The sequence below is a fragment of the Methylobacterium indicum genome, assembly GCF_001043895.1.
GTDB classification, from domain to species: domain Bacteria; phylum Pseudomonadota; class Alphaproteobacteria; order Rhizobiales; family Beijerinckiaceae; genus Methylobacterium; species Methylobacterium indicum.
In genome coordinates, this window is record NZ_JTHF01000277.1 from 1 (window position 1) to 24,713 (window position 24,713).

General features: G+C 71.9%; 27 protein-coding genes. 15 read left to right on the forward strand and 12 right to left on the reverse strand.

Annotated features, from left to right (window positions below; all coding sequences use genetic code 11):
- Positions 1-708, reverse strand: a 708-nt coding sequence (locus tag QR78_RS26980; RefSeq protein ID WP_048430716.1) for an alginate O-acetyltransferase AlgX-related protein, incomplete at its 3' end; no start/stop codon positions are given.
- 85 nt (positions 709-793) lie between these two features.
- Between QR78_RS26980 and QR78_RS26985 the strand changes: the two genes are divergently transcribed.
- The 5 genes from QR78_RS26985 to QR78_RS27005 all read left to right on the forward strand — a co-directional run bounded on the left by QR78_RS26985 (position 794) and on the right by QR78_RS27005 (position 4,599).
- The gene (locus QR78_RS26985) at positions 794-1,306 is read left to right on the forward strand and encodes a 2'-5' RNA ligase family protein (protein ID WP_048430695.1); all 513 of its coding nucleotides are present in this window, start codon (positions 794-796) and stop codon (positions 1,304-1,306) included.
- Positions 1,306-2,046, forward strand: a complete 741-nt coding sequence (locus QR78_RS26990; RefSeq protein ID WP_048430696.1) for a phosphatase PAP2 family protein — start codon at positions 1,306-1,308, stop codon at positions 2,044-2,046. Before QR78_RS26985 ends, QR78_RS26990 begins: the two co-directional genes overlap by 1 nt.
- A gap of 288 nt (positions 2,047-2,334) precedes the next feature.
- Positions 2,335-3,108 carry an enoyl-CoA hydratase gene (locus QR78_RS26995; protein ID WP_048430697.1) on the forward strand — a complete coding sequence of 258 codons (774 nt, stop codon included), beginning with the start codon at positions 2,335-2,337 and terminating at the stop codon, positions 3,106-3,108.
- Complete coding sequence (locus QR78_RS27000) at positions 3,108-4,064, forward strand: threo-3-hydroxy-L-aspartate ammonia-lyase (protein WP_048430698.1); 957 nt, start codon at positions 3,108-3,110, stop codon at positions 4,062-4,064. Before QR78_RS26995 ends, QR78_RS27000 begins: the two co-directional genes overlap by 1 nt.
- A gap of 10 nt (positions 4,065-4,074) precedes the next feature.
- Positions 4,075-4,599 (forward strand): prolyl-tRNA synthetase associated domain-containing protein, encoded by a 525-nt coding sequence (locus QR78_RS27005; RefSeq protein ID WP_048430699.1) that lies wholly within the window; start codon positions 4,075-4,077, stop codon positions 4,597-4,599.
- An 18-nt stretch (positions 4,600-4,617) separates the two neighbouring features.
- Here the strand turns inward: QR78_RS27005 and efeB are convergent, their stop codons facing one another.
- The 3 genes from efeB to efeU are packed head-to-tail and all read right to left on the reverse strand — an operon-like array spanning position 4,618 to position 7,857.
- Positions 4,618-5,874: an iron uptake transporter deferrochelatase/peroxidase subunit gene (gene efeB, locus QR78_RS27010; protein ID WP_048430700.1), complete on the reverse strand. Its 1,257-nt coding sequence runs from the start codon at positions 5,872-5,874 to the stop codon at positions 4,618-4,620.
- Positions 5,875-5,884: 10 nt separating this feature from the next.
- Complete coding sequence (gene efeO / locus QR78_RS27015; protein ID WP_048430701.1) at positions 5,885-6,997, reverse strand: iron uptake system protein EfeO; 1,113 nt, start codon at positions 6,995-6,997, stop codon at positions 5,885-5,887.
- A gap of 20 nt (positions 6,998-7,017) precedes the next feature.
- The gene (efeU, locus tag QR78_RS27020; RefSeq protein ID WP_048430702.1) at positions 7,018-7,857 is read right to left on the reverse strand and encodes an iron uptake transporter permease EfeU; all 840 of its coding nucleotides are present in this window, start codon (positions 7,855-7,857) and stop codon (positions 7,018-7,020) included.
- Positions 7,858-8,200: 343 nt separating this feature from the next.
- Here efeU and QR78_RS27025 point away from each other — a divergent pair, with 343 nt between their 5' ends.
- The 3 genes from QR78_RS27025 to QR78_RS27035 all read left to right on the forward strand — a co-directional run bounded on the left by QR78_RS27025 (position 8,201) and on the right by QR78_RS27035 (position 11,488).
- Positions 8,201-8,854 (forward strand): ABC transporter ATP-binding protein, encoded by a 654-nt coding sequence (locus QR78_RS27025; protein WP_048430703.1) that lies wholly within the window; start codon positions 8,201-8,203, stop codon positions 8,852-8,854.
- A gap of 82 nt (positions 8,855-8,936) precedes the next feature.
- The gene (locus tag QR78_RS27030; protein WP_048430704.1) at positions 8,937-10,178 is read left to right on the forward strand and encodes a KpsE/RkpR family capsule polysaccharide export protein; all 1,242 of its coding nucleotides are present in this window, start codon (positions 8,937-8,939) and stop codon (positions 10,176-10,178) included.
- A gap of 83 nt (positions 10,179-10,261) precedes the next feature.
- Positions 10,262-11,488 (forward strand): MFS transporter, encoded by a 1,227-nt coding sequence (locus QR78_RS27035; protein WP_048430705.1) that lies wholly within the window; start codon positions 10,262-10,264, stop codon positions 11,486-11,488.
- An 11-nt stretch (positions 11,489-11,499) separates the two neighbouring features.
- On the opposite strand, the gene QR78_RS27040 is transcribed toward QR78_RS27035, so the two are convergent.
- Positions 11,500-12,921 (reverse strand): TAXI family TRAP transporter solute-binding subunit, encoded by a 1,422-nt coding sequence (locus QR78_RS27040; protein WP_048430706.1) that lies wholly within the window; start codon positions 12,919-12,921, stop codon positions 11,500-11,502.
- Here QR78_RS27040 and QR78_RS27045 point away from each other — a divergent pair.
- Together QR78_RS27045 and QR78_RS27050 are read left to right on the forward strand one after the other, a co-directional pair.
- Positions 12,904-13,539: a regulatory protein RecX gene (locus QR78_RS27045; RefSeq protein WP_048430717.1), complete on the forward strand. Its 636-nt coding sequence runs from the start codon at positions 12,904-12,906 to the stop codon at positions 13,537-13,539. The two genes, QR78_RS27040 and QR78_RS27045, sit on opposite strands and share 18 nt — an antisense overlap.
- Positions 13,540-13,630: 91 nt before the next feature.
- Complete coding sequence (locus QR78_RS27050; RefSeq protein WP_048430707.1) at positions 13,631-14,056, forward strand: OsmC family protein; 426 nt, start codon at positions 13,631-13,633, stop codon at positions 14,054-14,056.
- 41 nt (positions 14,057-14,097) lie between these two features.
- Here QR78_RS27050 and QR78_RS27055 read toward each other — a convergent pair whose 3' ends face one another.
- A complete protein-coding gene (locus tag QR78_RS27055; RefSeq protein WP_048430718.1) occupies positions 14,098-15,102 on the reverse strand; it encodes a 2-hydroxyacid dehydrogenase in 1,005 nt (334 codons plus the stop codon).
- A gap of 253 nt (positions 15,103-15,355) precedes the next feature.
- Between QR78_RS27055 and QR78_RS27060 the strand changes: the two genes are divergently transcribed.
- On the forward strand, positions 15,356-15,970 hold the full coding sequence (locus QR78_RS27060) for an SH3 domain-containing protein (protein ID WP_048430719.1): 615 nt from the start codon (positions 15,356-15,358) through the stop codon (positions 15,968-15,970).
- Between the two features lie 95 nt (positions 15,971-16,065).
- Here QR78_RS27060 and irrA read toward each other — a convergent pair whose 3' ends face one another.
- The gene (gene irrA / locus QR78_RS27065; RefSeq protein WP_048430708.1) at positions 16,066-16,566 is read right to left on the reverse strand and encodes an iron response transcriptional regulator IrrA; all 501 of its coding nucleotides are present in this window, start codon (positions 16,564-16,566) and stop codon (positions 16,066-16,068) included.
- 236 nt (positions 16,567-16,802) lie between these two features.
- Between irrA and fabA the strand changes: the two genes are divergently transcribed.
- From fabA to fabI, 3 genes are all read left to right on the forward strand, one after another.
- Complete coding sequence (gene fabA, locus QR78_RS27070; RefSeq protein ID WP_048430709.1) at positions 16,803-17,354, forward strand: 3-hydroxyacyl-[acyl-carrier-protein] dehydratase FabA; 552 nt, start codon at positions 16,803-16,805, stop codon at positions 17,352-17,354.
- Between the two features lie 224 nt (positions 17,355-17,578).
- Positions 17,579-18,805, forward strand: coding sequence for a beta-ketoacyl-ACP synthase I (gene fabB / locus QR78_RS27075; protein ID WP_048430710.1), 1,227 nt, complete (start codon positions 17,579-17,581; stop codon positions 18,803-18,805).
- A 177-nt stretch (positions 18,806-18,982) separates the two neighbouring features.
- The gene (fabI, locus tag QR78_RS27080; protein WP_048430711.1) at positions 18,983-19,810 is read left to right on the forward strand and encodes an enoyl-ACP reductase FabI; all 828 of its coding nucleotides are present in this window, start codon (positions 18,983-18,985) and stop codon (positions 19,808-19,810) included.
- A gap of 357 nt (positions 19,811-20,167) precedes the next feature.
- On the opposite strand, the gene QR78_RS27085 is transcribed toward fabI, so the two are convergent.
- Positions 20,168-20,863 (reverse strand): L,D-transpeptidase, encoded by a 696-nt coding sequence (locus QR78_RS27085; protein WP_048430712.1) that lies wholly within the window; start codon positions 20,861-20,863, stop codon positions 20,168-20,170.
- Between the two features lie 182 nt (positions 20,864-21,045).
- Here QR78_RS27085 and QR78_RS27090 point away from each other — a divergent pair, with 182 nt between their 5' ends.
- Positions 21,046-21,546: a DUF427 domain-containing protein gene (locus QR78_RS27090; RefSeq protein WP_048430720.1), complete on the forward strand. Its 501-nt coding sequence runs from the start codon at positions 21,046-21,048 to the stop codon at positions 21,544-21,546.
- Between the two features lie 48 nt (positions 21,547-21,594).
- On the opposite strand, the gene QR78_RS27095 is transcribed toward QR78_RS27090, so the two are convergent.
- The 4 genes from QR78_RS27095 to QR78_RS27110 form a co-directional block, all read right to left on the reverse strand.
- Complete coding sequence (locus tag QR78_RS27095) at positions 21,595-22,644, reverse strand: HD-GYP domain-containing protein (RefSeq protein WP_048430713.1); 1,050 nt, start codon at positions 22,642-22,644, stop codon at positions 21,595-21,597.
- Between the two features lie 172 nt (positions 22,645-22,816).
- Positions 22,817-23,263 (reverse strand): RrF2 family transcriptional regulator, encoded by a 447-nt coding sequence (locus QR78_RS27100; protein ID WP_082171835.1) that lies wholly within the window; start codon positions 23,261-23,263, stop codon positions 22,817-22,819.
- A gap of 8 nt (positions 23,264-23,271) precedes the next feature.
- Complete coding sequence (gene dut, locus QR78_RS27105) at positions 23,272-23,781, reverse strand: dUTP diphosphatase (RefSeq protein ID WP_048430714.1); 510 nt, start codon at positions 23,779-23,781, stop codon at positions 23,272-23,274.
- Between the two features lie 20 nt (positions 23,782-23,801).
- Positions 23,802-24,671 (reverse strand): aldolase/citrate lyase family protein, encoded by an 870-nt coding sequence (locus QR78_RS27110; protein ID WP_048430715.1) that lies wholly within the window; start codon positions 24,669-24,671, stop codon positions 23,802-23,804.
- Positions 24,672-24,713: the final 42 nt, after the last annotated feature.

The window sequence follows — 24,713 nt, forward strand, 5'->3', positions numbered from 1 at the left end:
GCAGGAATCGCCGAACAGCATCAGGGTCCGCGGGTCGGCGGCCGGGCTGTCGTTGCGGAAGACCACGTGGGCGCCGACATGCAGGTCGGCCGCCGTGCCCCGCGCCTCGTGGCCCTCGACGAGCGGGTTGGCGAAGACCCGCACGGCGTCGCGCTGGACCTCGTGCACCCGCATCGTCTCGCGCCACGGCGGGTCGAGCTTGGCGCCGAGGTCGCGCACCCCGTCATGGTCGTGGAACGGCCGGCCCGCGAGGTCGGCCGGCGGCACCGCGCCCATCGCCCGCATGATCTCGCCGAAGGCGAGCCGGCAGCCCTCCTGGCTCCAGTGCGTGTCGGTGCGCAGATACAGCGGCGGTTCGGCGTCGCGCGCCGCCCGCAACGGGCCGACGAGGTCGATCCAGGAGCCGGCGACCCGCGAGCGGGCGAGCCGTACGCCGAGCCGGCGGGCCGGGGAGAGCGCCGGGTCGAGGGACAGCCCGTCGAGGCGGTCGTCGTAGATGCTGAGCTTTTCCGGCACCACGACGTGGAAGGCGCGCAGGCCGAGGGACGCGGCCTTCGCGGTGCGGGCCTCGACCAGCCGGCGCCAGCGCCACAGCCGCCAGGCGACGGGCAGGCTCGCCCGGTACTGCTCCCGCACCCGGTTGCTGCCGCCGGTCAGGAAGAGCCAGCCATCCCGGCCGAGATGGACCATGTCGGTGCTGTCGCGCATGGGCGCCGTGTAGCGGGAACGGCGGGAGCTGAACAGCACCGGCAGCCCTGGCCTTTGCGGCCGCCTGCGCCATGTCGCCTGAAGGATGTCGCAAGCCCCCCTGATCCTCACCCTGGAACTCGACGAGGCCGCCTTCGCGGAGTTCGACGGCCAGCGCCGCCGCCACTTCCCGCCGGCCCTCAACAAGATTCCCGCCCATGTCACGCTCTTCCACCACCTGCCGGGGGAGGAGGAGCGCGCCGTGGTCGAGGCTCTAGCCGCCTCGGTGCGGGCGGAGGCGCCGATGCCGGTCGAGGTCGCGGGCCTGCGCTTCATCGGCCGCGGCGTCGCCTACACGCTCGCGTCTAGCCGGCTCTCGGCCCTGCGCGGGCGCCTCGCCACGACGTTCGAGCCCTGGCTGACGCCGCAGGACCGGCAGGGCTACCGGCCCCACGTCACCGTGCAGAACAAGGTCGCGCCGGAGGAGGCCCGCGCGCTCCACCGCGAGTTGGAGGCGTCCTTCGTGCCCCGCACGATCACCGGGACCGGGCTCCTGCTCTGGCGCTATCTCGGCGGGCCCTGGGAGCCCCGCGGCCGGTTTCCGTTCGGGGGCGCCTGATGGTCGAGATTCCGTTCCGGCGCCACGCCACGGCGGTGTGGCTGCGCCTGCGCCTCAACGAGATCGGGCCGCTCGCCTCGCTGCTCGCCGTCAGCCTGTTCGGCTTCGGATTCTTCAAGCTCGCCGACGAGATCCGCGAGGGCGGCTCGTTCGGCTTCGACGACCGGCTGCTCCTGGCGCTTCGCGTCCCCGGCGACCTCGCCCAGCCGATCGGGCCGTCCTGGCTGCCCGAGACGATGCGCGACATCACGGCCTTCGGCAGCGTGTTCGGCATCGTCTACGTCACGGCCTGCGTGGTGCTTTATCTGGCGATCACCGCGCGGCGGCGCGCCGCCCTGTTCGTGGTGATCGCGATCGGCGGCGGCGAATTGCTGTCGACGGGGCTCAAGCTGTTCTTCCACCGCCCGCGGCCCGACCTGGTGCCGCACGGCATGGAGACCTTCACGGCGAGCTTCCCGAGCGGTCACGCCATGCTGTCGGCCATTGCCTACCTGACGCTGGCGATCCTGCTCGCCCGGGTCGAGCGCTCGGGCCGGGTGAAGGCGTTCGTGATGGGGCTCGGCGTCGTCACCACGCTGCTCGTCGGCATCAGCCGGATCTATCTCGGCGTGCACTGGCCGAGCGACGTGCTCGCCGGCTGGTGCATCGGCGCCGCCTGGGCCTCGCTGTGCTGGTTCGTCGCCCTGCAGCTCCAGCGCCAGGCGGTGGTCGAAGCGCCGGACCCGCCACCGCCGGCGTGATCGGTCGCCTCCCGGCGGTTCTGCAACCCTCAACGTCATCCTGGGGCTCGCCGCAGGCGAGAACCCGGGATCCATAGCCGCTGACCGTTCGGGATGAAGCGGAACGCGGCTCGCTTCGTCCCGCCTCGTCGGCGGCTACGGATCCCGGGCTCCGCTGCGCGGCCCCGGGATGGCACGGAAGATGAAGGTACGGGGGTGCTCCTCCGGCAGCCCTGCCCTCCCGTCGACCTGCTTGCGCCCCGCTTCGCCCTCCCCTAGCCAAGCGGGAGAGACGATCGGGAGAACGCCGTGGACTACGAGAACATCCGGGTCGAGACCCGCGGGCGCGTGGCGCTCGTCACCCTGCACCGCCCGGCGGCGCTGAACGCGCTCTGCAACGCGCTGATCGCCGAGCTGAACCATGCGCTCGACGGCTACGAGGCCGACGCGGGCATCAGCTGCATCGTCATCACCGGCTCGGACAAGGCCTTCGCCGCCGGAGCCGACATCCGCGAGATGCAGGACCGCACCCACCCCGAATTCTACATGGCCGACCCGTTCGGCGAGTGGGACAAGGTCGGCCGGCGCCGCAAGCCGATCATCGCCGCGGTGGCGGGCTACGCGCTCGGCGGCGGCTGCGAGCTGGCGCTGATGTGCGATTTCATCCTGGCCGCCGACACCGCCAAGTTCGGCCAGCCCGAGATCAAGCTCGGGGTCATCCCGGGTGCGGGCGGCACCCAGCGCCTGACCCGCGCGGTCGGCAAGGCCAAGGCGATGGAGCTCTGCCTCACCGGCCGGATGATGGATGCGGCGGAGGCCGAGCGCTCCGGCCTCGTCGCCCGCGTCGTGCCGGCGGCCGATCTCCTCGCCGAGGCGATGAAGGCGGCCGAGACCATCGCGTCGATGTCGCTGCCCGCCGTGATGGTGGCCAAGGAGAGCATAGACCGCGCCTTCGAGACCACGCTCACCGAGGGCATCCGCTACGAGCGCCGGGTCTTCTACGGGCTCTTCGCCACCCACGACCAGAAGGAAGGCATGAAGGCCTTCGTCGAGAAGCGCAAACCCAACTTCGAGAACCGCTGATGAGCGTCACCTTCGCCGACGTCGAGGCCGCCGCGGAGCGCATCCGCGGCATCGCCCACCGCACGCCCGTGCTCACCTCCCGCACCGCCGACGCACGGACCGGCGCCACCCTGTTCTTCAAGGCCGAGCCGCTGCAGCGGGCCGGCGCCTTCAAGTTCCGGGGTGCCTGCAACGCCATCGCGGCGCTCTCGCCCGAGCAGCGCCAACGCGGCGTGCTCGCCTTCTCGTCGGGCAACCACGCCCAGGCGATCGCGTATGCGGGCGCCCTCCAGGGCGTGCCGACCGTCATCGTGATGCCGCACGACGCTCCCGCCATCAAGGTCGCGGCGACCCGCGGCTACGGCGCCGAGATCGTGACCTACGACCGCTACAAGGAAGACCGCGAGGCGGTGAGCCGGGGGATCGCCGAGGCGCGCGGCCTGTCGATGATCCCGCCCTACGACCACCCGGACGTGATCGCCGGCCAGGGCACCGCCGTGAAGGAACTGATCGAGGAGGTCGGCCCCCTCGACGTGCTCCTCGTCTGCCTCGGCGGGGGCGGCTTGCTCGCCGGCTCGTGCCTCGCGGCCCGGGCCCTGTCGCCGGAGGTCGCGATCTGGGGCGTCGAGCCCGAGGCCGGCAACGACGGCCAGCAATCGCTCGCCAAGGGCGAGGTGGTGCGGATCCCGGTTCCGGTCTCGATCGCCGACGGGGCGCTCACCACGCATCTCGGCCAGCACACCTTCCCGATCATCCAGCGCGAGGCCGCCGGCATCGTGACGGCGACGGACGCCCAGCTCGTCTCGGCCATGCGGTTCTTCGTCGAGCGGATGAAGCTCGTCGTCGAGCCGACCGGCTGCCTCGCGGCGGCGGCCGCCTTCGAGGGCGCGGTGCCGGTGCAGGGCAAGCGAGTCGGGGTGATCCTGTCGGGCGGCAACGTCGATCCGGCGGCGCTCGGCCGCCACCTCGCCGCGTGAGCCGAACGCAATGAGTGCAGCGACCCCCGAGGAGCTGTTCGCGCTCCTCGACCGCCTCGGTATCGCGCACGCCACCGTGGCGCACGAGCCCGTGCACCGGGTCTCGGAATCCCGCGACCTCAAGGCCGGGATTCCGGGCGGGCACTCGAAGAACCTGTTTCTGAAGGACAAGCGCGGGAGGCTCTTCCTCGTCGTGGCGGAGGCCGAGGCGCGGATCGACCTCAAGCGCCTGCACGGGCCGCTCGGCGCCACCGGCCGGCTCTCCTTCGGCTCGCCGGATCTGCTCTACGAGCGCCTCGGCGTGCGTCCGGGCTCGGTGACGCCGTTCGGCCTCGTCAACGACCGCGACGGCGCCGTGGCGGTGATCCTCGATGCCGGGCTGATGGCGCACGACCCGGTCAACTTCCACCCGCTCCACAACGGCGCCACCACGGCCGTGGCGCCGGGCGACCTGATCCGCTTCCTGGAGGCGACGGGTCATACGCCCCGGGTCATGGCGCTGCCGGAGCCGCCCGGGACCGACGAGGCGGAATAGGGAGGATCGGGCCCGCGCTCAGGCCCCGACCAGCAGCCCCTGCCCCAGGAAGCCGCCCGGCTCGGGCACGCCCGGCAGGGCGTAGAAGTACCCACCGCCGACCGGCTTGATGTATTCCTCCAGCGGCTCGCCGTTGAGCCGGTTCTGCACCGCCACGAACCCGGCATCGAGGTCGGCCTGGAAGCAGCAGAACAGGAGGCCCATGTCGAGCTGGCCCGACGGGGTGATCCCGGCCGAATAGTTGTAGCCACGGCGCAGGATCAGGCTCGACGCCGTCTCGGCGGTGCGCGGGTTGGCGAGCCGGATATGGGCGTCCATCGGCGTGCGGACCCCGGCCGGGTCCGAGGCGTAGTCCGGCAGGGCGTGCTCGTCGGTCGCCCCGAGGGGCGCGCCGCTGTCCTTGTGGCGGCCGAAGATCCGCTCCTGCTCGCCGAGCGGGGTGCGGTCCCAGCGCTCGACGAAGTTCCGGATGATCCGCACGACCTGGTAGGAGCCGCCCGCAGCCCAGCCGGGTTCGCCGCTGCCCGGCTGGACCCAGACCTGGCGGCGCATGAGGGCGGCGTCGGCGGCGTCGAGGTTGGCGGTGCCGTCCTTGAAGCCGAGGAAGTTGCGCACCGTGTCCTGCCCCTGCCGCTTGACGACGTGGGGCGGCAGCATCCCCTCGAGCTTCCAGCGCAACGCGACGAGGCCCGGGGTGTGGCGGATCACGTCGCGCAGGGCGTGAAGGTTGGTCTCGGCGGTGTTGGCGCAGAATTGCAGAAGCAGATCGCCGTGGCAGAGCTTGCCGTCGAGGGAATCGTTCGGGAACCGGTCCATCGGGCGCAAGTGCCGCGGCCTGGCGCCCTCCAGCCCGTAGCGGTCGTCGAACAGGCTCGCGCCGACGGCGAGCGTGGCGGTCAGGTTGTCGGGCAGGACCTGCGGTCCGAGGATGCCGGAATCCGCCGGCGGCAGCCGGGGGTCGAGGGAGGGCACGGGCCCGCCGGCACTCAGGAACGCGAAGCGCTCGGTCAGCACCCGAAACAGCTTGGCGAGCTCGCCGCGATCTTCCGCCAGCACGTCGAGGGCGACGAACAGGGCGGCGGCGGGCTGCGGCGTGACGATGCCGGCCTGATGCGGGCCGTGGAACGGCTGGCGGTCGAGGGTGCCGTCGCTCTGCGCCGAGGGCGTCGCGTCGGCGGCGCGGCCCGAGCCGGAGCTGAGCGCGGCGGCGCCGGTGCCGAGCGCGAGGCCTCGCAGCAGCGAGCGGCGGGAGGTCGAGAACGGGCAGGAGGCCATGGGCGGCGCCTCAATCCAGGCCGAGCTTGCCGCGCAGGGTCGAGAGGTCCTCGGCCAGCACGGTGATCGGGGCCTTGAGCGCGTTGCGGTCGCGATCGCTCAGGTGGTCGTAGGGGGCAAAGCCGCCATCCTCGGTCCGGTACTTCGCCAGCAGCGACTCGACCCGCGAAAAATTCTTCTCGGTGCGGGCGACGAGGTCGGGGTCGCGCGGCGCCACCAGGGGACGCAGGAGGTCGAAGATCTTGCGCGAGCCCTCGACGTTGGCGTGGAAGTCCCACAGGTCGGTGCGGCTGTAACGGTCCTCCTCGCCGGAGATCTTGGTCGCGGCGACCTCCTCGATCAGGCCGGCGGCGCCGCCCGCCATCCGGGCCGGGGGGATCGTCAGGTCGGCGATGCGGCGCTTGAGTTCGGTGGCGTCGGCGAGCAGCCGGTCGGCATGGGGCGCCAGCCCGTCCGTGCTGTTGTCGGCCCACAACCCCTTCTCGATGCGGTGGAAGCCGATGAAGCCGGGATCGGCCTCCTTCTTCTCGAAGTCGTCGGCCCGCACATCCATGCTCTTGTCGAGGTCGTTGAACAGGGACGCCACCGGCTCGATCCGCTCGTAGTGGCGGCGCGCCTGCGGGTAGAGGGCCTTGGCCTCGGCGATCTTCCCGGCCTTCACCGCCGCCACGAAGGCGGCGGTCTGCGCCTGGAACGCATCGACCTCGGTCATCACGTAGAGCTTGTAGGCGGCGAGCGGGCCGACGAGGGCCATCGGATCGGGGGCGCCCGGGGCGGCGGCAGCGGCCGCCGTCACCGTGAGGGTGCCCCTCGGGTTGCTGAGGAGCCCGCAGGTCATCGCGTAGGTGCCGGGCTGGAGCGTCGCCGAGAGCGACTGCACGAAGCCCGGGATGATGTTCTCCCGCTCCTCGACGATCATCGTGCCCTGGAGGATCTCCCATTCCAGGACGCGCCGGCTCTTGTTGCTGATCTTGAACACCGACTTGCCCGCCGGGACCGTGAGGGCGGCGGGCTCGCAGCCCTTGTCGGTCACCGTGACGGCGACGGGCTCGGGGGGCTGCGCCAGGGCGGGACCGGCGGAGAGGAGGAGGATGGCGAGGGCGGCCGGCCGGCGGGCGGTCATCGGGGATGTCCTTCAGGCAATCAGGCGTGGCGGGCTTGCGCGGCGGGCGCCGGCCGGGCGCTCGCCAGGAAGGCCCAGAGGGCCGGGATCAGGAAGCCGAGATAGAGGATCACCTCGCCCCAGGCCGGCGCCTCCTGGTAGCCGAAGATGCCGGTGAGCAGGGTGCCCAGCACCGTGTCGGCGGGCAGAACGTGACCGAGATCGAAGGCGGTGGCCTGGAGGTGGTTCCACAGCCCGGCCTCGTGGAAGGCCTTGAGCGCGCTGGCGAGCAACCCCGCGGTCACGAACAGGATGAACACGCCGGTCCAGCGGAAGAAGCGCCGCAGGTCGAGGCGGACCGCGCCCTTGGCAAGCGCGATCCCGATCGCGAGCGAGGCGAGAAGACCGAGGCCAGCGCCGACGGGCACGCCCCAGCCGACATCCTGCTGCACCGTGGCGAGGAGGAAGAACACCGATTCGAGCCCCTCGCGGCCGACCGCCAGGAAGGCCATGACGGCGAGCCCGAAGCCGCCCCGCGCCCTGCCGCCGCGGGAGAGAGCCTCGTCGACGGCGCCGTGCAGCTCGGCCCGCACCGAGCGGGCCGCCTTGCGCATCCAGAACACCATCGTGCACAGCATCCCGGCAGCGAGGAGCGCGATCACGCCCTCGGCCAGTTCCTGCTGCTTCTGCGGAAACTCGGCGCCGATCGCCTGCAGGCCGAGACCCAGGGCCAGGCAGAGGCACGCCGCCAGGACGACGCCGCCCCACACCGCCGGCATCCAGGCCCGCCGCCCGGTCTGGGCGAGGTATCCCGCGATGATGCCGACGATCAGGGCCGCCTCGATCCCCTCGCGCAGCATGATCAGGAACGCAATCAGCACGGGCGTCTTTCCGTCAACGATACGAATGGGAGCGGCTTTTAATCGAAAGCCTGCCGAACTCAAGACGACGGCGCGCCGCGATTTTACTTTATAATAACTTGAACCTGGCGCGCGATGTACGGAACCGCGACGGACGTCGCCCGCGATCCCGCCCCCAGGGTCCGCGGAGGCGATCCTTCTCAGATTCGCCGCTTTCTCCGCTTAAGCCCCGACGCTGCCGGCCGACGCGGCCGGCCTCGTTAACCGTGTGGATGCCGGCGCGGCGCATGATCGGACAGGCCTTGGCCGTCCGGCCCTTCGTCCGGACGGCGACCGCCAGCCCTGCGAGCGTGCCTTTCCGCCGATGATCCGCCTCGACAACGTCACCAAGATCTACAAGACGGACGGATACCGCCGCGTCATCCTCGACCAGGCGTCGCTGACGCTGAAGCCGGGCGTGAGCTACGGCATCCTCGGGATCAACGGCGCCGGCAAGTCGACGACGCTGCGCCTGCTCGCCGGCTGCGAGCTGCCGACCCGGGGCCGGGTGATCCGCACCACCCGGATCTCCTGGCCGCTCGGCTTCGCCGGCGGCTTCCACCCGTTCATGACCGGCCGCGAGAACGTGATCTTCGTCGCGCGCATCCACGGCGAGGATCCGCGCCGGGTACTCGCCTTCGTCGAGGATTTCGCCGAGCTCGGCGACTACATGAACGTGCCGATCCGCAACTACTCGTCCGGCATGGGTGCGCGGCTGGCCTTCGGGATGAGCATGGCGATCCCGTTCGACTGCTACATCGTCGACGAGATCACCGGCGTCGGCGATGCCCGCTTCGCCAAGCGCTGCGAGGAAGTATGGAGCCAGCGGCGGGCGAACGCCGACATCATCATGTGCTCGCACTCGATGGACACGATCCGCGACTATGCCCAGCAGGGGATCGTGCTGGCGAACGGCCGTGCCGTGATCTATCCCGACGTCAACGACGCGATCGAGGTCTACCAGCGCCTCAACCAGTGAGCGCCGCCGCCCCGCTCCATGCCCTCCCTGCCGGCCGGCGCGCCCCGCGCCCCGGCCCCGACCGCAGCCGGAACACCTGTCCATGACGATCGACGCCCGCAACCCGGAAGGCAAGGCGCTCAGCCCCGCCGACCGCTCCCGGATGATCGGCGAGGCCCTGCGGCAGGCGGCCCGGGTGTCGCGCTTCTCGAACCCGAACAAGACCACGATCCGCACGATCCGGGCGCATCGGCGCCGGGACATCGTGACCCCGCTCCTGTGCCTGTTCCTGTTCGTGATCCCGTCGCTCGGCAGCGCGGTGTTCTTCGGCTTCTACCTGTCGGACCGCTACGTGACCGATGCCCGCTTCGCCCTGCGGCCGGCGATCGGCGGCGCCGAGAAGGCGACGCCCGACTCGGTCGGGACCACGTCGAGCATTCCGGCCCAGATGATCGCCCAGGATTCGATGATCGTCGGCGAGTACATCAAGAGCCGCACGATGGTGGAGACGCTGGAGCGCAGCCTGCCGCTGCGCCGGATGTTCTCCCGCGACGACATCGATCAGTATTCCCGCTTCGATCCCGCGAAGCCGATCGAGAAGCTGGTTAAATACTGGGCCGACCGGGTCAAGGTCAGTGTCGAGTCCTCCGGCCTGATCGAGGTGTCGGTCAACGCCTTCGACCCGGACGATTCCCTGACGCTGAACAAGGCCGTGCTCGCCGAGAGCGAGCGGCTGGTGAACCAGCTCACCGAGCGGGCCCGAACCGACGCCCTGGCGGAGAGCGAGCGCGAGATGAAGCGCGCCGAGGCGCGGCTGATGAAGGTCCAGCTCGCGGTGCGCGACCTGCGCAACCGCGACGGCGTGCTCGACGCCCAGAAATCCAACGACACCAACCTGAAGATGGTCGCCGAGATCCGGACGCAACGGATCAACCTCGCGGTCAAGCTCAGCCTGCTCCAGCGCGATCTGCGCGACGACAGCCGCAGCGTCCAGGACCTCAAGGCACAGATCGCCCAGCTCGACGACACCATCGCGCGCATCGAGCGCGAGGCGGCCAACCAGGATCCGGAGCAGCGCCGGGTGCTCTCGGCGACGCTGACCAAGTTCGAGGAGCTCGACGCCGAGCGCAAGAACGCCGAGAAGTACTACGCGGCGACGATCGCCGCGCGGGAGCGCTCACGGATGATCGCCGACCGGCAGATCGAGTTCTTCAGCATGATCGTCGAGCCGGTGCGGGCCGAATCGGCGCAGGAGCCGCGGCGGACGCTGTTCATCGCGATCTCGGTCGCCGTCTCGGCCCTGGCCTTCGGCCTCTCGCTCCTCGCCCGCAAGGCGCTCGCCTGACCAAGACCCCCGCCTGACCGGCCCGCCCGACGGGCTCTCCTCCTGAACCCCGCCCCGCAAGGTCGGCGGGGCACGGACCGACCATGCACTCCCCCGCGCCGTCCGGCTGGACGCTCTTCCGCAACCGCGACTTCCGGCTCTTCGGCGGGGCCCGCTTCCTCACCGGTCTGGCCTATCAGATGCAGGCGGTGGCGGTGGGCTGGTTCGTCTACGATCTCACCCGCAGCGCCCTGGCGCTGGGCTTCGTCGGGCTGGCGAGCTTCGCACCGGCGATGCTGGGCGCCCTGGTCACCGGCCACGTCGCCGACACCTACGACCGACGCCGGGTGGCGGCTCTGGCTTACGGGCTGCTGGCGCTCGCCGGGCTCGGCCTGATGGCGCTCGCCCTCTCCCGTACGGCGCCGGCCTGGCCGGTCTACGCCCTGATGATCCTAGTCGGCACCGCCCGGGCCTTCGCCAACCCGGCGAGCCAGGCCCTCCTGCCGACCCTGGTGCCGCGCGAGCAGTTCGGCAGCGCCATCGCGCTCAATTCCTCGCTGTGGCAGAGCGCGTCGGTCACCGGCCCGGCCTTCGGCGGCCTGCTCTACGCGCTCGGACCGGCCGTCGTGTTCGGCCTCGCCGCCGCCTGCTTCGCGCTCGCCGCCGCCAGCATCATCGGCATCCGGCCGCGGCCGGCCGCCGTCGCCACCCGGCCCGCCGTGACCTGGTCGACGCTGCTCGCCGGCCTCACCTATATCCGCTCGCAGCCGGTGGTGTTGGGGGCCATCACCCTCGACCTCGTGGCGGTGCTGCTCGGGGGTGCCACCGCACTCCTGCCGATCTTCGCCCAGGAGGTGCTGTTCGTCGGCCCCCTCGGCCTCGGGCTCCTGCGCAGCATGCCGGCGCTCGGCTCGGTCCTGATGGCGATCCTCCTCGCCCATCGGCCCCTGACCCGCGGCGTCGGCCCGCGGCTCCTCGTCGCCGTCGGGGTATTCGGTCTCGCGACGATCGGCTTCGGCCTCTCGACCTCGCTGCCGCTGTCGATGGTCTGCCTGTTCGTCACGGGGGCGGCCGACATGGTCAGCGTCTACGTGCGCCAGAGCCTGGTCCAGGGCGAGACGCCGGACGCGATGCGCGGCCGGGTCGCGGCGGTCAACACCGTGTTCATCGGCGCCTCGAACGAACTCGGCGAGTTCGAATCCGGCACGCTCGCCGCCTTCATCGGTGCGGTGCCGGCGGTGGTGGCGGGTGGGGTCGCGACGGTCGCGGTGGCGGCCTTGTGGGGACGGCTGTTTCCGGCCCTGAGGGAGCGCGACCGCCTCATCACCTGATGGGTCGTGGGTCACCCACTCCCGGCCGAACTCAGCGACAGGACCCGCCCCGACCGCTCCCGCATCGGCGTGCCGTCCCGCCGGCAATCGGCCACCGCGGCGCGGGCGGCATCCACCGCCAGGATCAGCGCGCTCATCGTGCGGACATCGGTGTCGTGCGCCCGGGCATGGCGCACCACGTCGATGACGAGGCCGTCGATCTCGACCGCCAGAGCCTCCAGGGCGGCGGGATCCTGCGTGCCTCGCGCCTCGATCAGGATGGCGAGCAGCCGGTCGAGGACGGCGTCGATGCGGGCGCGCTGCTCGCGGGCGAGGCGCTGGCCGAGCCAGGCCACCGCCGAGCCGAGGCCGCCGCCGAAGAACGCCACGAGGTACACCCAGTCCTCGTAGCGCTGCAGGAACGTCTGCTGCTCGCGCTCGTAATAGTCGACCGCGCCGGGATGGATCGGCAGGCGGGCGCTCGTCGCCTCGGCGGCGCTGTCGAAATCCGGCGCCTTCATCAGGTTGGCGGTCGGTACCATCGCGGCAAGCCGCGAGCGCAGCTCGAACAGGTGCTGGGTCACGCTCGCGGCGGTATCGCGGCTCAAGGAGGCGCGAGCCATCAGCCGGTAGGAGGCGCCGACCGTCTTCACCTCGTCGTCCGGGCGCTTCGGACGGCCCCCGAAGGTGCCGGCCGCGATCGTGACCGTCTGCAGCTCGGGCAGCCGCTGGACGATGGCCTCGCCGTCGGGGATCGCCACGATGGTCGCGCCGCGGCCCGGCGAGGCCGCCTCCACCGCCTGCACCACCCGGGCGGCGGATTTGGCGGAGGGTGCGGCGATCACCGCGGCGGCGTCGATCCGGTGATCGGCCAGAGCCGCCGCGACCTCGCCGGCCCGCAGGGGGACGAGGGCGACGCTGCCGGCGGCGGCGGGCAAGGCGCCGCCGGGATCGGCCGGGGCCGGCGCGGCGCCGGCGGGGGCCGGTGTCAGGGCGTAATAGGCGAGCAGGCTCGCGACCAGGGGCTGGTCGGCCCCGTGATGGGCGACGAGGCCGAGGCGCTTGCCGGCCAGATCCGAAAAGGCCTGGATGCCGGAATCGGGGGGGGCGGCGATGATCAGGGCTTCATCGTGCAGCACCGCCAGCGTCAGGCCGTTCTCGGGCAGGCGCACGTCGGGGCGCACCACCGCGAGGTCGGCGCGGCCGGTCTGAAGCGCCGCGGCGCTGTCGCGCACGTCGTCGTAAGGCACGATTTCGAGGCGTATATCCTCGCGGGCGCGGGCGAGCGCGTCGGCATAGGCCTGGATCAGATGGGTCTCGACCCGGTCGCGGGGCCCGACCGCGACCCGCAGGGTCGTCGGCCGCGACAGGTACAGGACCGCGCCGGCCACCGCGCCCAGGGCGAGGGCGATCAGAAGGAAGAAGGATTCACGCTTGTGCAGAAACGCCGGCATCACCCCTCGCACGGGCCCGGGGCGGACGCCTCCGCCGGGACGGAGGCGATCCGGGACGGCGCCGATGAACTCGGCCGCGATGGCGCTTTGAGGGCGGCGCGGCCGATCACCCCCGCCTACCTGGAGCGGGCCGCGCTCTACTACCTCGAACGCTACGGCGCCTCGGCCGAGATGCTGCGCCGCGTGCTCCGGCGCCGGGTCGAGACCCGCTGCCGCCTGCGCGGCGAGGCGCCCGACGATTTTTCGGAGATGATCGAGGCGGTGGTGGCCCGGGCACTGGGCGCCGGCCTCGTGGATGATGCCGCCTTCGCGGCCGCCAAGGTGCGCTCCTTGCGCCGCCGCGGCGGCTCGGCCCGGGCGATCGGCGCCAAACTCGCCGCCAAGGGGGTCGACCGCGAGACGGTCGGGGCGGTGCTGGCCGAGCAGGAGGACGGCAGCGAGGACGAGGCCGCTCTCGCCTATGCGAAGCGGCGCCGCCTCGGCCCTTTCCGACAATCCTCGTCCCGGGCCGCCGCCCGCGAGCGCGACCTCGCCGCGATGGCGCGGGCCGGGTTCGCCCTCGCCCTCGCCCGCCGGGTGATCGATGCGGAAACCGAGGACGACCTGCGTGAGGGATGACCTGTGGGACGGATGACCTGACGGCGCCGTGACCTACCTGTGGCGTGAGCGCGACGGGACGGACCCGCGCGACGTCACGGGAGACGAGGCCATGAACCGCAAGGCGAACGCCGTTTGGCAGGGCAACGGCAAGGAGGGCAAGGGCCAGCTCACGACCCAGTCGGGCGTGCTGTCGAACAACCCCTACGGCTTCAACACCCGCTTCGAGACCGAGCCGGGCACCAACCCCGAGGAACTGATCGCGGCGGCGCATGCCGGCTGCTTCACGATGGCGCTGGCCTTCCAGCTCCAGGGCGCCGGCTTCACCGCCGACGAGTTGCGCACGGAAGCCGTGGTGAGCCTGGAGAAGGACGGCGACGGCTTCACCATCACGGCGTCGGCCCTGACCCTGACGGCGAAGATCCCGGGCATCGATCAGCAAAAGTTCGACGAGCTCGCCGGCATCGCCGAGAAGAACTGCCCGGTCTCCAAGGTGCTGAACGCCAAGATCAGCCTGAAGGCGACGCTGCAGGGCTGATCGCGAGATGCGCCCGGCCTGTGGCCGGGCGCATGCCTGCCTCACAGCATGCTGGGCAGGATCCGGTCCGGCGGCCGGTGGCCGTCGAGGAAGGTCTTGATGTTGATGATGACCTTCTCGCCCATGTCGACGCGGCTCTCGTGGGTGGCCGAGCCCATGTGCGGCAGCAGCACCACCTTGCCGGCCTTCGCCAGCTTGACGAGGCGCGGGCTCACCGCCGGCTCCTGCTCGAACACGTCGAGGCCGGCGCCCGCGATGTCGCCGACCTCGATCAGGCGGGCGAGCGCGGTCTCGTCGATCACCTCGCCGCGGGCGGTGTTGACCACCACGGCCTCGGGCTTCAGCAGCTTGAGGCGCCGGGCCGAGAGCAGGTGGTAGGTGGCCGGCGTGTGCGGGCAGTTGACCGACACGATGTCGACCCGCGCCAGCATCTGGTCGAGGGATTCCCAGTAGGTCGCCTCGAGGTCGCTCTCGATCCGGGCGCCGACCCGGCGGCGGTTGTGGTAGTGGATCGACAGGCCGAAGGCCTTCGCGCGGCGCGCCAGCGCTTGGCCGATGCGGCCCATGCCGACAATGCCGAGGCGCTTGCCGGTGATGCGCCGGCCCAGCATCCAGGTCGGCGACCAGCCGCCCGACCAGGCATCGTCCGGAATGATCCGGGCGCCCTCGGTGACCCGGCGCGCCACCGACAGGATCAGCGCCATGGTCATGTCGGCGGTGTCCTCGGTCAGCACGCCCGGCGTGTTGGTGACCGTGATGCCGCGCTGGAGCGCGACGCCGACGTCGATATGGTCGACGCCGTTGCCGAAATTGGCGATCAGGCGCAGGTTCGGCCCGGCCTGGGCGAGCACCGAGGCGTCGATCTCGTCCGTGACCGTCGGCACGAGGACGTCGGCCTCCTGCAGGGCGTGGGCCAGCGCGGCCCCTGACAGCGGCGTGTCCTCGTGGTTGAGGCGCGCGTCGAACAATTCGCGCATCCGCGTCTCCACGACGTCCGGCAGGCGCCGGGTGACCACCACGAGCGGCTTGCGCTTCAACGACATGATCCCTCCCTCGCCCCCGGGCAGGCCCCCGGCCCGTCCGTGCGGCCCCGACACGCGTAACAGGCGTCCGCATCGCACGATAGGCGACGCAACGGCCCGGCGAAAAGCCCCGCCTTGGTGCGGGCCACAGGGGTCGTTACGCCCCGTTAACCACGTCCCGGCGATACGGGCGGATACGCAACCCCTCGATCCCGGGGCCCGCCGCCCGGCGGCCTCTCTAGCAGAGGCCAACCGGAAGACAATCCGCGCCGCGGCCCTGGCGCCGCCGGATGGGAGACCGATCGTGACGCTCCACCCGCGCCTTCTCGCCCTGGCGATTCCCGCCTTCCTGCTGCTGGCGGTGCCCGCCCTCGCCGCGCCGCCGAGCCCCGCCGCCAACCCCGCCCCCGGCGAGATCGGCGTCACCATCGGGCCGGCGACCAAGCTGCCGATCCCGCGCTACGTCAGCCTGAAGACCGACCGGGTGAACCTGCGCGAGGGACCGTCGAAGGACCACCGCACCCTGTGGGTCTTCCAGCGCGCCGGCCTGCCGGTCGAGATCATCGCCGAATACGAGACCTGGCGCCGCATCCGCGATTCGGAGGGCACGGAGGGCTGGGTGCTGCACTCGCTGCTGTCGGGCCGGCGCACCGCCGTGGTGCTCAACCGCGGCGACAAGGACAAGGGCGCGCCCGTGCCGCTCTACGACCGGGCCGATATGGGAAGCGGCGTGGTGGCCCAGCTCCAGGCCGGGGTGATCGGCAGCGTGAAGACCTGCGACGGCACCTGGTGCCGGCTCATCGTGGCGCTGCCGCAGAAGCGCGGCGACGTCGACGGCTACATGCGCCAGGACCGGCTCTGGGGGGTCTATCCGAACGAGAAGGTGGAGTGAGGGGGCATCCCTCTCCACACGGCAGAAGGGCCGCGCTCCTGGCGGAGACACGGCCCTTCCTTCGTTCGCAATCGGCTGTCGACAGGCGCGGCGGATCAGGCGCGACCGGTGCGGCGGCGCAGGCGCACGATCACCTCGACGCCGGCGATCTCCATGCCCTCGGGGGCCTGGGGCAGCGAATCGACGGTGATGCCGCAATCCGGCATGTCGAGAACCTGGCCCTCTTCCTCGAGGAAGAAGTGGTGGTGCTCGCTCGGGTTGGTGTCGAAATACGCCTTGGAGCCGTCGAGCGCGAGCTGGCGCAGCAGGCCGGCCTCGGTGAACTGATGCAAGGTGTTGTAGACCGTGGCCAGCGACACCGGGACCTTCGCCCGCATCGCCTCGTCGTACAGCATCTCGGCGGTGAGGTGCCGGTCGCCCTTGCCGAACAGCAGCCAGCCGAGGGACAGGCGCTGGCGGGTCGGCCGCAGGCCGGCACGGCGCAAACGGTCCCGCAGCTCCGACAGCGGGCAGCCGCGGCGCTGCCCGGCAGCGCCGGTCTCGAGGGCCGGGACGCGGGCGCCGAGGACGGCGCGCAGGGGCGACAGGTCGTTCATCAGCGGGACTATCGACTCGTTGGACGGCAGCAAGGATCCCCGCCGTTATAAGCCCCCGTCCGCCCTGCCGCAACCCGACCACGGCCGTAGCGGCGCAGATCAGAAGTGTTACAGACTAGGCCGGTGGCCCGGCTTTGAACAGTCCCCGACGCTGTGTTAACGAAGCGCCACCCTGCCGCGGCCCGGCTCATCGCCGGGATCTCCGCGACGTCCCGCACGAGGAATTCGCCCCCGACATGTCCGTCGACCAGACCTCCGCCGCCGACGCCCCGAGCCGGCCCTCGCACTTCTCCTACGAGGATCTGCTGGCCTGCGGCCGCGGCGAGATGTTCGGCGTCGGCAACGCCCAGCTGCCGCTGCCGCCGATGCTGATGTTCGATCGCATCACCTCGATCGGCCGCGAGGGCGGCGCCTACGGCAAGGGCCACGTCGTCGCCGAGCTCGACGTGCGGCCCGATCTCTGGTTCTTCCCCTGCCACTTCCAGGGCGACCCGGTGATGCCCGGCTGCCTCGGCCTCGACGCGCTGTGGCAGATGGTCGGCTTCCATCTCGGCTGGCTCGGCTCGCCGGGCCGCGGCCGCGCGCTCGGCGTCGGCGAGGTGAAGTTCAGCGATCAGGTGCTGCCGACCGTCAAGAAGGTCGTCTACGGCGTCGACCTGAAGCGGGTGCGCCAGGGCCGCTTGGTGCTCGGCATCGCCGACGGCTGGCTCGAGGCCGACGGCCGGCGGATCTACGAGGCGAGCGACCTGCGCGTCGGCCTGTTCCAGGCGGCGACGCCCGCGGCCTGACGCGCGTCCCGGCCCGCGAGCGCGGGTCGGCCCCGCCCATCGGTGCGGGCACCTGGCGCGGATGCGGATGCGGATGCGGATACGCCGTGCCCGCCGGGAGCCTTTCCCCGCGATGGGCAGTTGAGATTGGGTGACGCTGCGCCTAGGTGACACCCGCGTGGCGAGAGCGCCCGCTTGCGTCCACGGGCTTGTCCGCGGCGCCGCTCCGGAGGGTTCCGACGATCATGAGGCGTGTGGCAATCACCGGGATGGGCATCGTCTCGTCCATCGGCAATTCCACCCAGGAGGTCCTGGCCTCGCTGCGCGAGGCGCGCTCGGGCATCTCCCGCGCCGAGGACTTCGCGACCCACGGCTTCCGCAGCCAGGTCGCGGGGGCGCCGACCCTCGACGCCGAGGAGGTGGTAGACCGGCGCGCGATGCGCTTCCACGGCGGCGGCACCGCCTGGAACCACGTCGCGATGGAGCAGGCGATCCGCGATGCCGGCCTCGAGCAGGCCGAGGTGTCGCACGAGCGTACCGGCATCATCATGGGCTCCGGCGGTCCCTCGACCCGCGCCCTGGTGGAGGCCGCCGATATCGCCCGCGCCAAGGGGCCGAAGCGCGTCGGGCCCTTCGCGGTGCCCAAGGCGATGTCCTCGACCGCCTCGGCGACGCTCGCGACCTGGTTCAAGATCCGGGGCGTGAACTATTCGATCTCGTCGGCCTGCGCGACCTCGAACCACTGCATCGGCAACGCCGCCGAGATCATCCAGGCCGGGCGCCAGGACATCATCTTCGCGGGCGGCTGCGAAGAGCTGGACTGGACCCTCTCGGTCCTGTTCGACGCCATGGGGGCGATGTCCTCCAAGTACAACGACACCCCGGCCCGGGCCTCGCGCGCCTACGACAAGAACCGCGACGGCTTCGTCATCGCGGGCGGCGCCGGCGTGCTGGTGCTGGAGGAGCTCGAGCACGCCCGCGCCCGCGGCGCGCGCATCTACGGCGAGGTCGCGGGCTACGGCGCGACGTCCGACGGCCACGACATGGTCGCGCCGTCCGGCGAGGGCGCGGTGCGCTGCATGCGCCAGGCGATCGAGGGCCTGAAGGGCGCCAGGATCGACTACATCAACCCGCACGCCACCTCGACCCCCGTCGGCGACGACAAGGAAATCGAGGCGATCCGCGAGGTGTTCGGCGCCGGCGACACCTGCCCGCCGATCGCCGCCACCAAGTCGCTGACCGGCCACTCCCTCGGCGCCACCGGCGTGCAGGAGGCGATCTACTCGCTCCTGATGATGAATAACGGCTTCATCTGCGAGAGCGCCCATATCGACGAGCTGGACCCGGCCTTCGCCGACATGCCGATCCTGCGCGCCCGCAAGGACGACGCCCAGCTCGGCCACGTGCTGAGCAACTCGTTCGGCTTCGGCGGCACCAACGCCACGCTGGTGCTCAAGCACGTCGACGCCTGATCCGCGGCGCGGCGTGGACAGGAGCCGGCTCGGCGCGTAAAGGCCCGCTTCACCGACACGAGAGCCTCGCCCGGTCGCGTTGCGATCGGGCGAGGCTCTCTTTTTTGAGTTAGTCGCCTTGTCTCTAGACGAACCGGTCTTCGCTTCGTCGGACAAGGCTCGAGCGGAGGATCGGGCGTGACGGGTTTGATGGCAGGCAGACGCGGCCTCGTGATGGGCGTCGCGAACGACCACTCCATCGCCTGGGGCATCGCCCGGGCCCTGGCGGCTGAAGGAGCCGAACTGGCTTTCACCTACCAGGGCGAGGCGCTGGGCCGCCGGGTCGGGCCGCTGGCCCAGACCCTCGGCTCCTCCCTGGTCCTCCCCTGCGACGTCGAGGATCTGGCGAGCGTCGACGCGGTCTTCGCCTCCCTCGACGAGGCCTGGCCCGAGGGCTTCGACTTCGTCGTCCACGCCATCGGCTTCTCCGACAAGGCGCAGCTCAAGGGCCGCTACGTCGACGCCACCACGCGGGAGAACTTTTCCCGCACGATGGTGATCTCGTGCTTCTCGTTCACGGAAGTGGCGCAGCGGGCGGCCAAGCGCATGCGGCCGGGCGGTTCCCTGCTCACGCTGACCTATGGCGGCTCCACCCGCGTCATGCCGAACTACAACGTGATGGGGCTGGCCAAGGCGGCGCTCGAAGCCTCAGTGCGCTACCTCGCGGCCGATCTCGGTCCCCAGGGCATCCGGGTCAACGCCCTCTCGGCCGGCCCGGTGCGGACGCTGGCGGGCGCGGGCATCGCCGACGCCCGGCTGATGTTCAACCACCAGGCCGCCCACGCCCCCCTGCGCCGCACCGCGACGCTGGAGGATATCGGCGGCTCGGGCCTCTACCTGCTCTCCCCGCTCTCGGGCAGCGTCACCGGCGAGACCCACTTCGTCGATTCGGGCTACAACATCATCTCGATGCCGCGGCCGGACGTGCTGAAGGCCCAGGACGCGGCGGGCGTGACCGACGCGTGAGGGGTCGGGGCAGGGTCCCGACACGTCGAGACGGGGCCCGTTCTGTGGTGTGAGCTTCGAACGGGCACCGAGTATCAGAGCCCGTTCGACTGATCGGCATGCTTCATCCCACCGGCAACTCATCCTGAGGTGTTGGTCGATCGAAGATCGGCACGTGGGGCGATCTTTCCTCGACCCCTTCCGCAGTTCTGAATTCCGGGTTCCGCTGTCGTGGCCCCGGAATGACACGGAGAGGTTGGACTCCATTGTCGCCGATCGAACAGGATCTCGGATTCCGTTCATCCGGACCAGCAACCCGCACGAACCAACATCATGCCGGTTCCCGCGTCCAACGGGATCCAGCGTGATGTCGTGGTGTTACGCCGGCAGCACCACCACCTTCGTCTTCACCGGCGTCTGGTTGTACAGGTGGATCATGTCCTGGCTCAGCAGGCCGACGCAGCCGCTGGTGATGCCGGAGCCGATCGTGTCCGGCTCGCTGCTGGCGTAGATCGTGTAGAGCGTGTAGGCGCCGTTCTGGTACAGGTGCAGGGTGCGGGCGCCCAGCGGGTTCTCGAGGCCGCCCGGCATGCCGCGGGCCCATTTCGCCGCCTCGGGCTGGCGCTTGATCATCTCGCGGGGCGGGGTCCAGGTCGCCCACTCGCTCTTGCGGCCGACATAGGCGTCGCCGCTCCAGCGGAACCCGTCGCGGCCGACATTGGCGCCGTAGCGGGTCGCCAGGCCCCCCTCCTCGATCCGGTAGACGTAGTAGTTCTTCGGGTCGACGACGATCGTGCCCGGCGCTTCCTTGGAGGCGTACTGCACCGTGCGGCGGTAGTATTTGGGATCGAGCTTGCTGATGTCGGTCGCCGGGATCGGAAACTTTTCCGTCGGGACCGGCCCGTAGAGCGCCGAGGCCTGGGCGAAGCTCATGCCGTCGGTGGTGGCGCAACCGGCGAGCCCGAGCGCGCCGAGGCTGGCGGCCGAGCCGGCCAGGAAGGCGCGGCGGTCGAGGAGCCCGGCGCGGGGCGTCGGCACCGTGGCGGCGCCGTTCTGTCCAGTGGCGAAGGTCATTGGTCTGGCCGTCCCGTCTTCCGGCCGCCCGCCGGGAGAAGGATCGGCATCCCCCGCCGCATGGTCGGCCCGGGGCGGAACCTGCCGGCCCACGGTCGCGCTGGCAAGATCGGCCCGTCCGGGCGCGACGCTTTTCCGGGTCGCCGCGTTGACGGCGACACAGCCAGGAGACCGAGGGCATGATGCGCGGCCACCCCGAACCCGATCCGGCGGGTCCCGGCCAGGAGAGCGTGTGGGACTATCCCCGTCCACCCCGTCTGGAGCCGGTGCCCGAGCGGCTGCGGGTGGTGTTCGACGGGATCACCCTCGCCGACACGGTGCGGGGCTGGCGCGTGCTCGAGACCTCCCACCCGCCGAGCTATTACCTGCCGCCCGACGACATCCTGCCCGGCGCGCTCGCGCCGGCCGGCGGCGGGTCGTTGTGCGAGTGGAAGGGCCGGGCCCTCTACTACGACGTGGTGGGGCCGGGACGGCGGGCGGAGCGGGCGGCCTGGGCCTATCCGCGGCCGACCGGCGCCTTCGCGCCGCTCGCCGGCCACATCGCCTTCTATGCCGGGGCGATGGAGGCGTGCTTCGTCGGCGACGAGCGCGTGACACCGCAGCCGGGCGGCTTCTATGGCGGCTGGATCACCCGCAAGGTCGTCGGCCCGTTCAAGGGCGAGCCCGGCACGATGGGGTGGTGAGGCCGGGCGGCGGCAAGCCGTGACGGAGGGGGCGAAAAACCCCGCCCCTCACGCCGCCTGGTCGGCCGGGCGCTCCTCGACGAGGGTCACGACATCCTCCCAGCGCGACAGGAAGGCGGTCACGCAGGCCGGGTCGAAATGGGCGCCGGACTGTTCCTCGAGGAAGCGGCGCGCTCGCTCCAACGGCCAGCCCGGCTTGTAGACCCGGGCCGAGATCAGGGCATCGAACACGTCGGCCACCGCCGTGATGCGGCCGGCGAGCGGGATCTCGGTGCCCTTGAGGCCCTGCGGGTAGCCGCCGCCGTCCCAGCGCTCGTGATGGGTGAGCGCGATCTCGGCGGCCAGCCGCAGCAGGGGCGACGGGCTGTCGTGCAGCATCCGGTAGCCGCGCAGGGCGTGCTGCATCATCTCGGTCCGCTCCGCGTCGGTGAGCGGGCCGGGTTTTCGCAGGATGCTGTCGGCGACGCCGATCTTGCCGATGTCGTGCATGGTCGAGGCGAGCGCGATGTCGTTGCCCTCCTCCTCCGACAGGCCGAGCCCGTCGGTGATGGCGAGCACGCAGCCGGCGACCCGGGTGAGATGGCCGCCGGCCTGGTCGTCGCGGTACTCCGCCGCCAGCATCAGCCGGCGGATGATCTCGCGCTCGCGCTCCTGGCTCTCGGCCACCGCCCGCTCGACCTCCTGCGCCAGGGCCCGGGTCCGGCCCTCGGCCGCGCCCTGCGCCCGGGCGAGCGCGATCAGGTTGCGGCCGCGCAGGGCGAGGTCGGACGGGTCGAGGGGCGCGAGCACCACGTCGGTGGCGCCGGCCGCGAGCGCTTGGTCGCGGGTCTCCGCCGGATCGCCGGCGGCGACGAGCAGGATCGAGGCGTGGGCGAGGCGGGGGCGAAGGCGCAGGGTCCGGACGAGGCCGACCGGATCGAGGCCGGGGCCGGCCTCGATCAGCACGAGGTCGGCCGGGTGGCGGTCGAGGGCCACCAGCGCGGCGGCGGGGTCGGCGAAGGCGAGGGTCGGGTAGTCGGACGCGAACAACCGGGCCAGCCCGCCGGGATCGGGCCGGGCCGTGACGATCACCACGACGGGATCGGCTGCATTGGTCATGGTCCCCGGGTATCCCTTCGCACCGGATGATGGCTCAAGCTACCGCGGCTTGATAAACCGTTCTTTAAGCCTGGGAAGCTTCGCGCCGACAGGCGCCTTTTTTCGGCCGTCGAGCAAAAGCCTGATCCTGCACCACTTCCGGCCCTCCATACCGAAGACGGAGCAAGATTACCTAGATGGTGAAGTCCGGTCCGGCCCGGGGTCCCGGGAGCCGGGCGGCTTCGGCGCGACCGCACAGGTCTTCCACGGTCACGGCGTCGAGCGTCGCAAGGTACGCGCCGGACGCTTCCGCCACCAGGGGCGCCACCACGAGGCCGAAGACCGCCTGGAACGCCTCCGGATCGGGGGCGGCCTCCGGGCCGAGCACCGCGCGGGCGATATCGCCCGCGCTGATGCGGCGGCGCTCGCGGGCGAGTTCGTAGCCCCCATGCGGCCCGCGCAGGCCCTTGAGCAGGCCGTGATGCACCAGCGCTTGCAGCACTGCCTCGAGGTGGCGCGGCGGCAGGGCGTGGCGCGCCGCCAGGGCCTTCGCGCTCACCGGCTGCGGCCGGGCGTGGAGCGCGATGTCGACCATGGCGGCGAGCGCCAGGACGAGGCGGGGCGGGGCGAGTGCGTCCACGCGCGCCCTCAGCCGCGCCCGGTGGAGCCGAAGCCGCCGCCGCCGCGGGCGCCGGTCTCCGTCGCCACCTCGGGAAACGCCTCGACCACCCGCAGGGACGGCCGCACCACGCGGGTGAAGACGAGCTGCGCGATGCGCTCGCCCGGCCGCACGACGATCGGGGCGGAATCCGGCGGGTTGCGGTTCCAGGCCGAGATCATCAGCGGGCCCTCGTAATCGGCATCGATCACCCCGACGGTGTTGCCGAGCACCAGCCCGTCCCGATGCCCGAGGCCGGAGCGCGGATACACCATCGCACACCAGGCCGGGTCGCGGATCGCCAGGGCGAAGCCCGCCGGGATCAGGATCGCCGGGGCCTGCGGGGCGATCACGGTCTCCCCGTCGAGGCAGGCGTGGAGGTCGAGCCCGGCCGCCAGCGCCGAGCCCCAGCGCGGAAAGCCCCAGCCGGTGAGCCGCGGGTCGAGGAGCCGGATCGCGACGTCGAGGCCGCCCGAGGGGACGGTCGTGCGGTCGGTCATGCGGTCGATCCTGCGGTCAGTCATGCCTTGCCGCCGGCGCGGGCCGCCACCGCGTCGGCGAGGGCGACGAGGCGGCGGGCCTCGTCGCCCTCGCGCCGGAGCACCGTGCGGCCGAGATGGGCGATGCCCGCCTGGCCCCTCGCGTCGGGACCGTCGAAGGCGGCCACCAGGGCACGGGCGGCGGCCACCGCATCCGGGTCGGGGGCGAAGGCCGCCTCGGCCCGCCGCGCCCCGGCCGCCGAGGCCACCACCGCGCCGTCGAAGCCGAGGCCGCGGGCGCGGCCGACATCGAGACGGTCGGCGGGATCGAGCAGGATGTCGAGGTCGTGGGCGCGGGCGGCGGCGAGCGCCGTGGCGAGCCAGGCCAGCAGCGGCCCGGCCTCCGGGGCGCCGGGCGGGAGCCGCCCCTCGCGGGCGAGCGCGCCGGCATCGACGACGAGGCAGGCGAGGCGCGCGTCGACGTCGCGCACCGCGCTCGCCACGGCCTCCGCCGAGAGGATGCTCAGCGGCGTGTCGAGGCAGGCCCAGACCCGCACCCGCTCCGGCGCGTGCAGGCGGCGCAGGCGGCTGCCGAAGCCGGCGAGGTCCTCCGGCTCCTCGACGCGCGGCACCAGCACCGCGTCGGGGCCGGCCTCGGCCACGGCGGCGAGGTCGCCCTCGCCCCAGGGCGTATCGAGGCCGTTGATCCGCACCACCACCTCGGCGGCGGCGAACCCGCCCTCGCGCAGGCCGGACGCGATCAGGGCGCGGCCCGCCTCCCGGTCGGCGGGAGCGAGCGAATCGGCGAGGTCGAGGATCAGGGCATCGACGGGCTCGGACCGCGCGGTCGCCAGGGCGGTTGCGGTCGCCGGCACCAGGAGGGCGGAGCGGCGGGGGCGGAGTTCGGTCATCGGTCGCGTGACTCCCCGATTTGGCGGCGCATCTATGCCCCG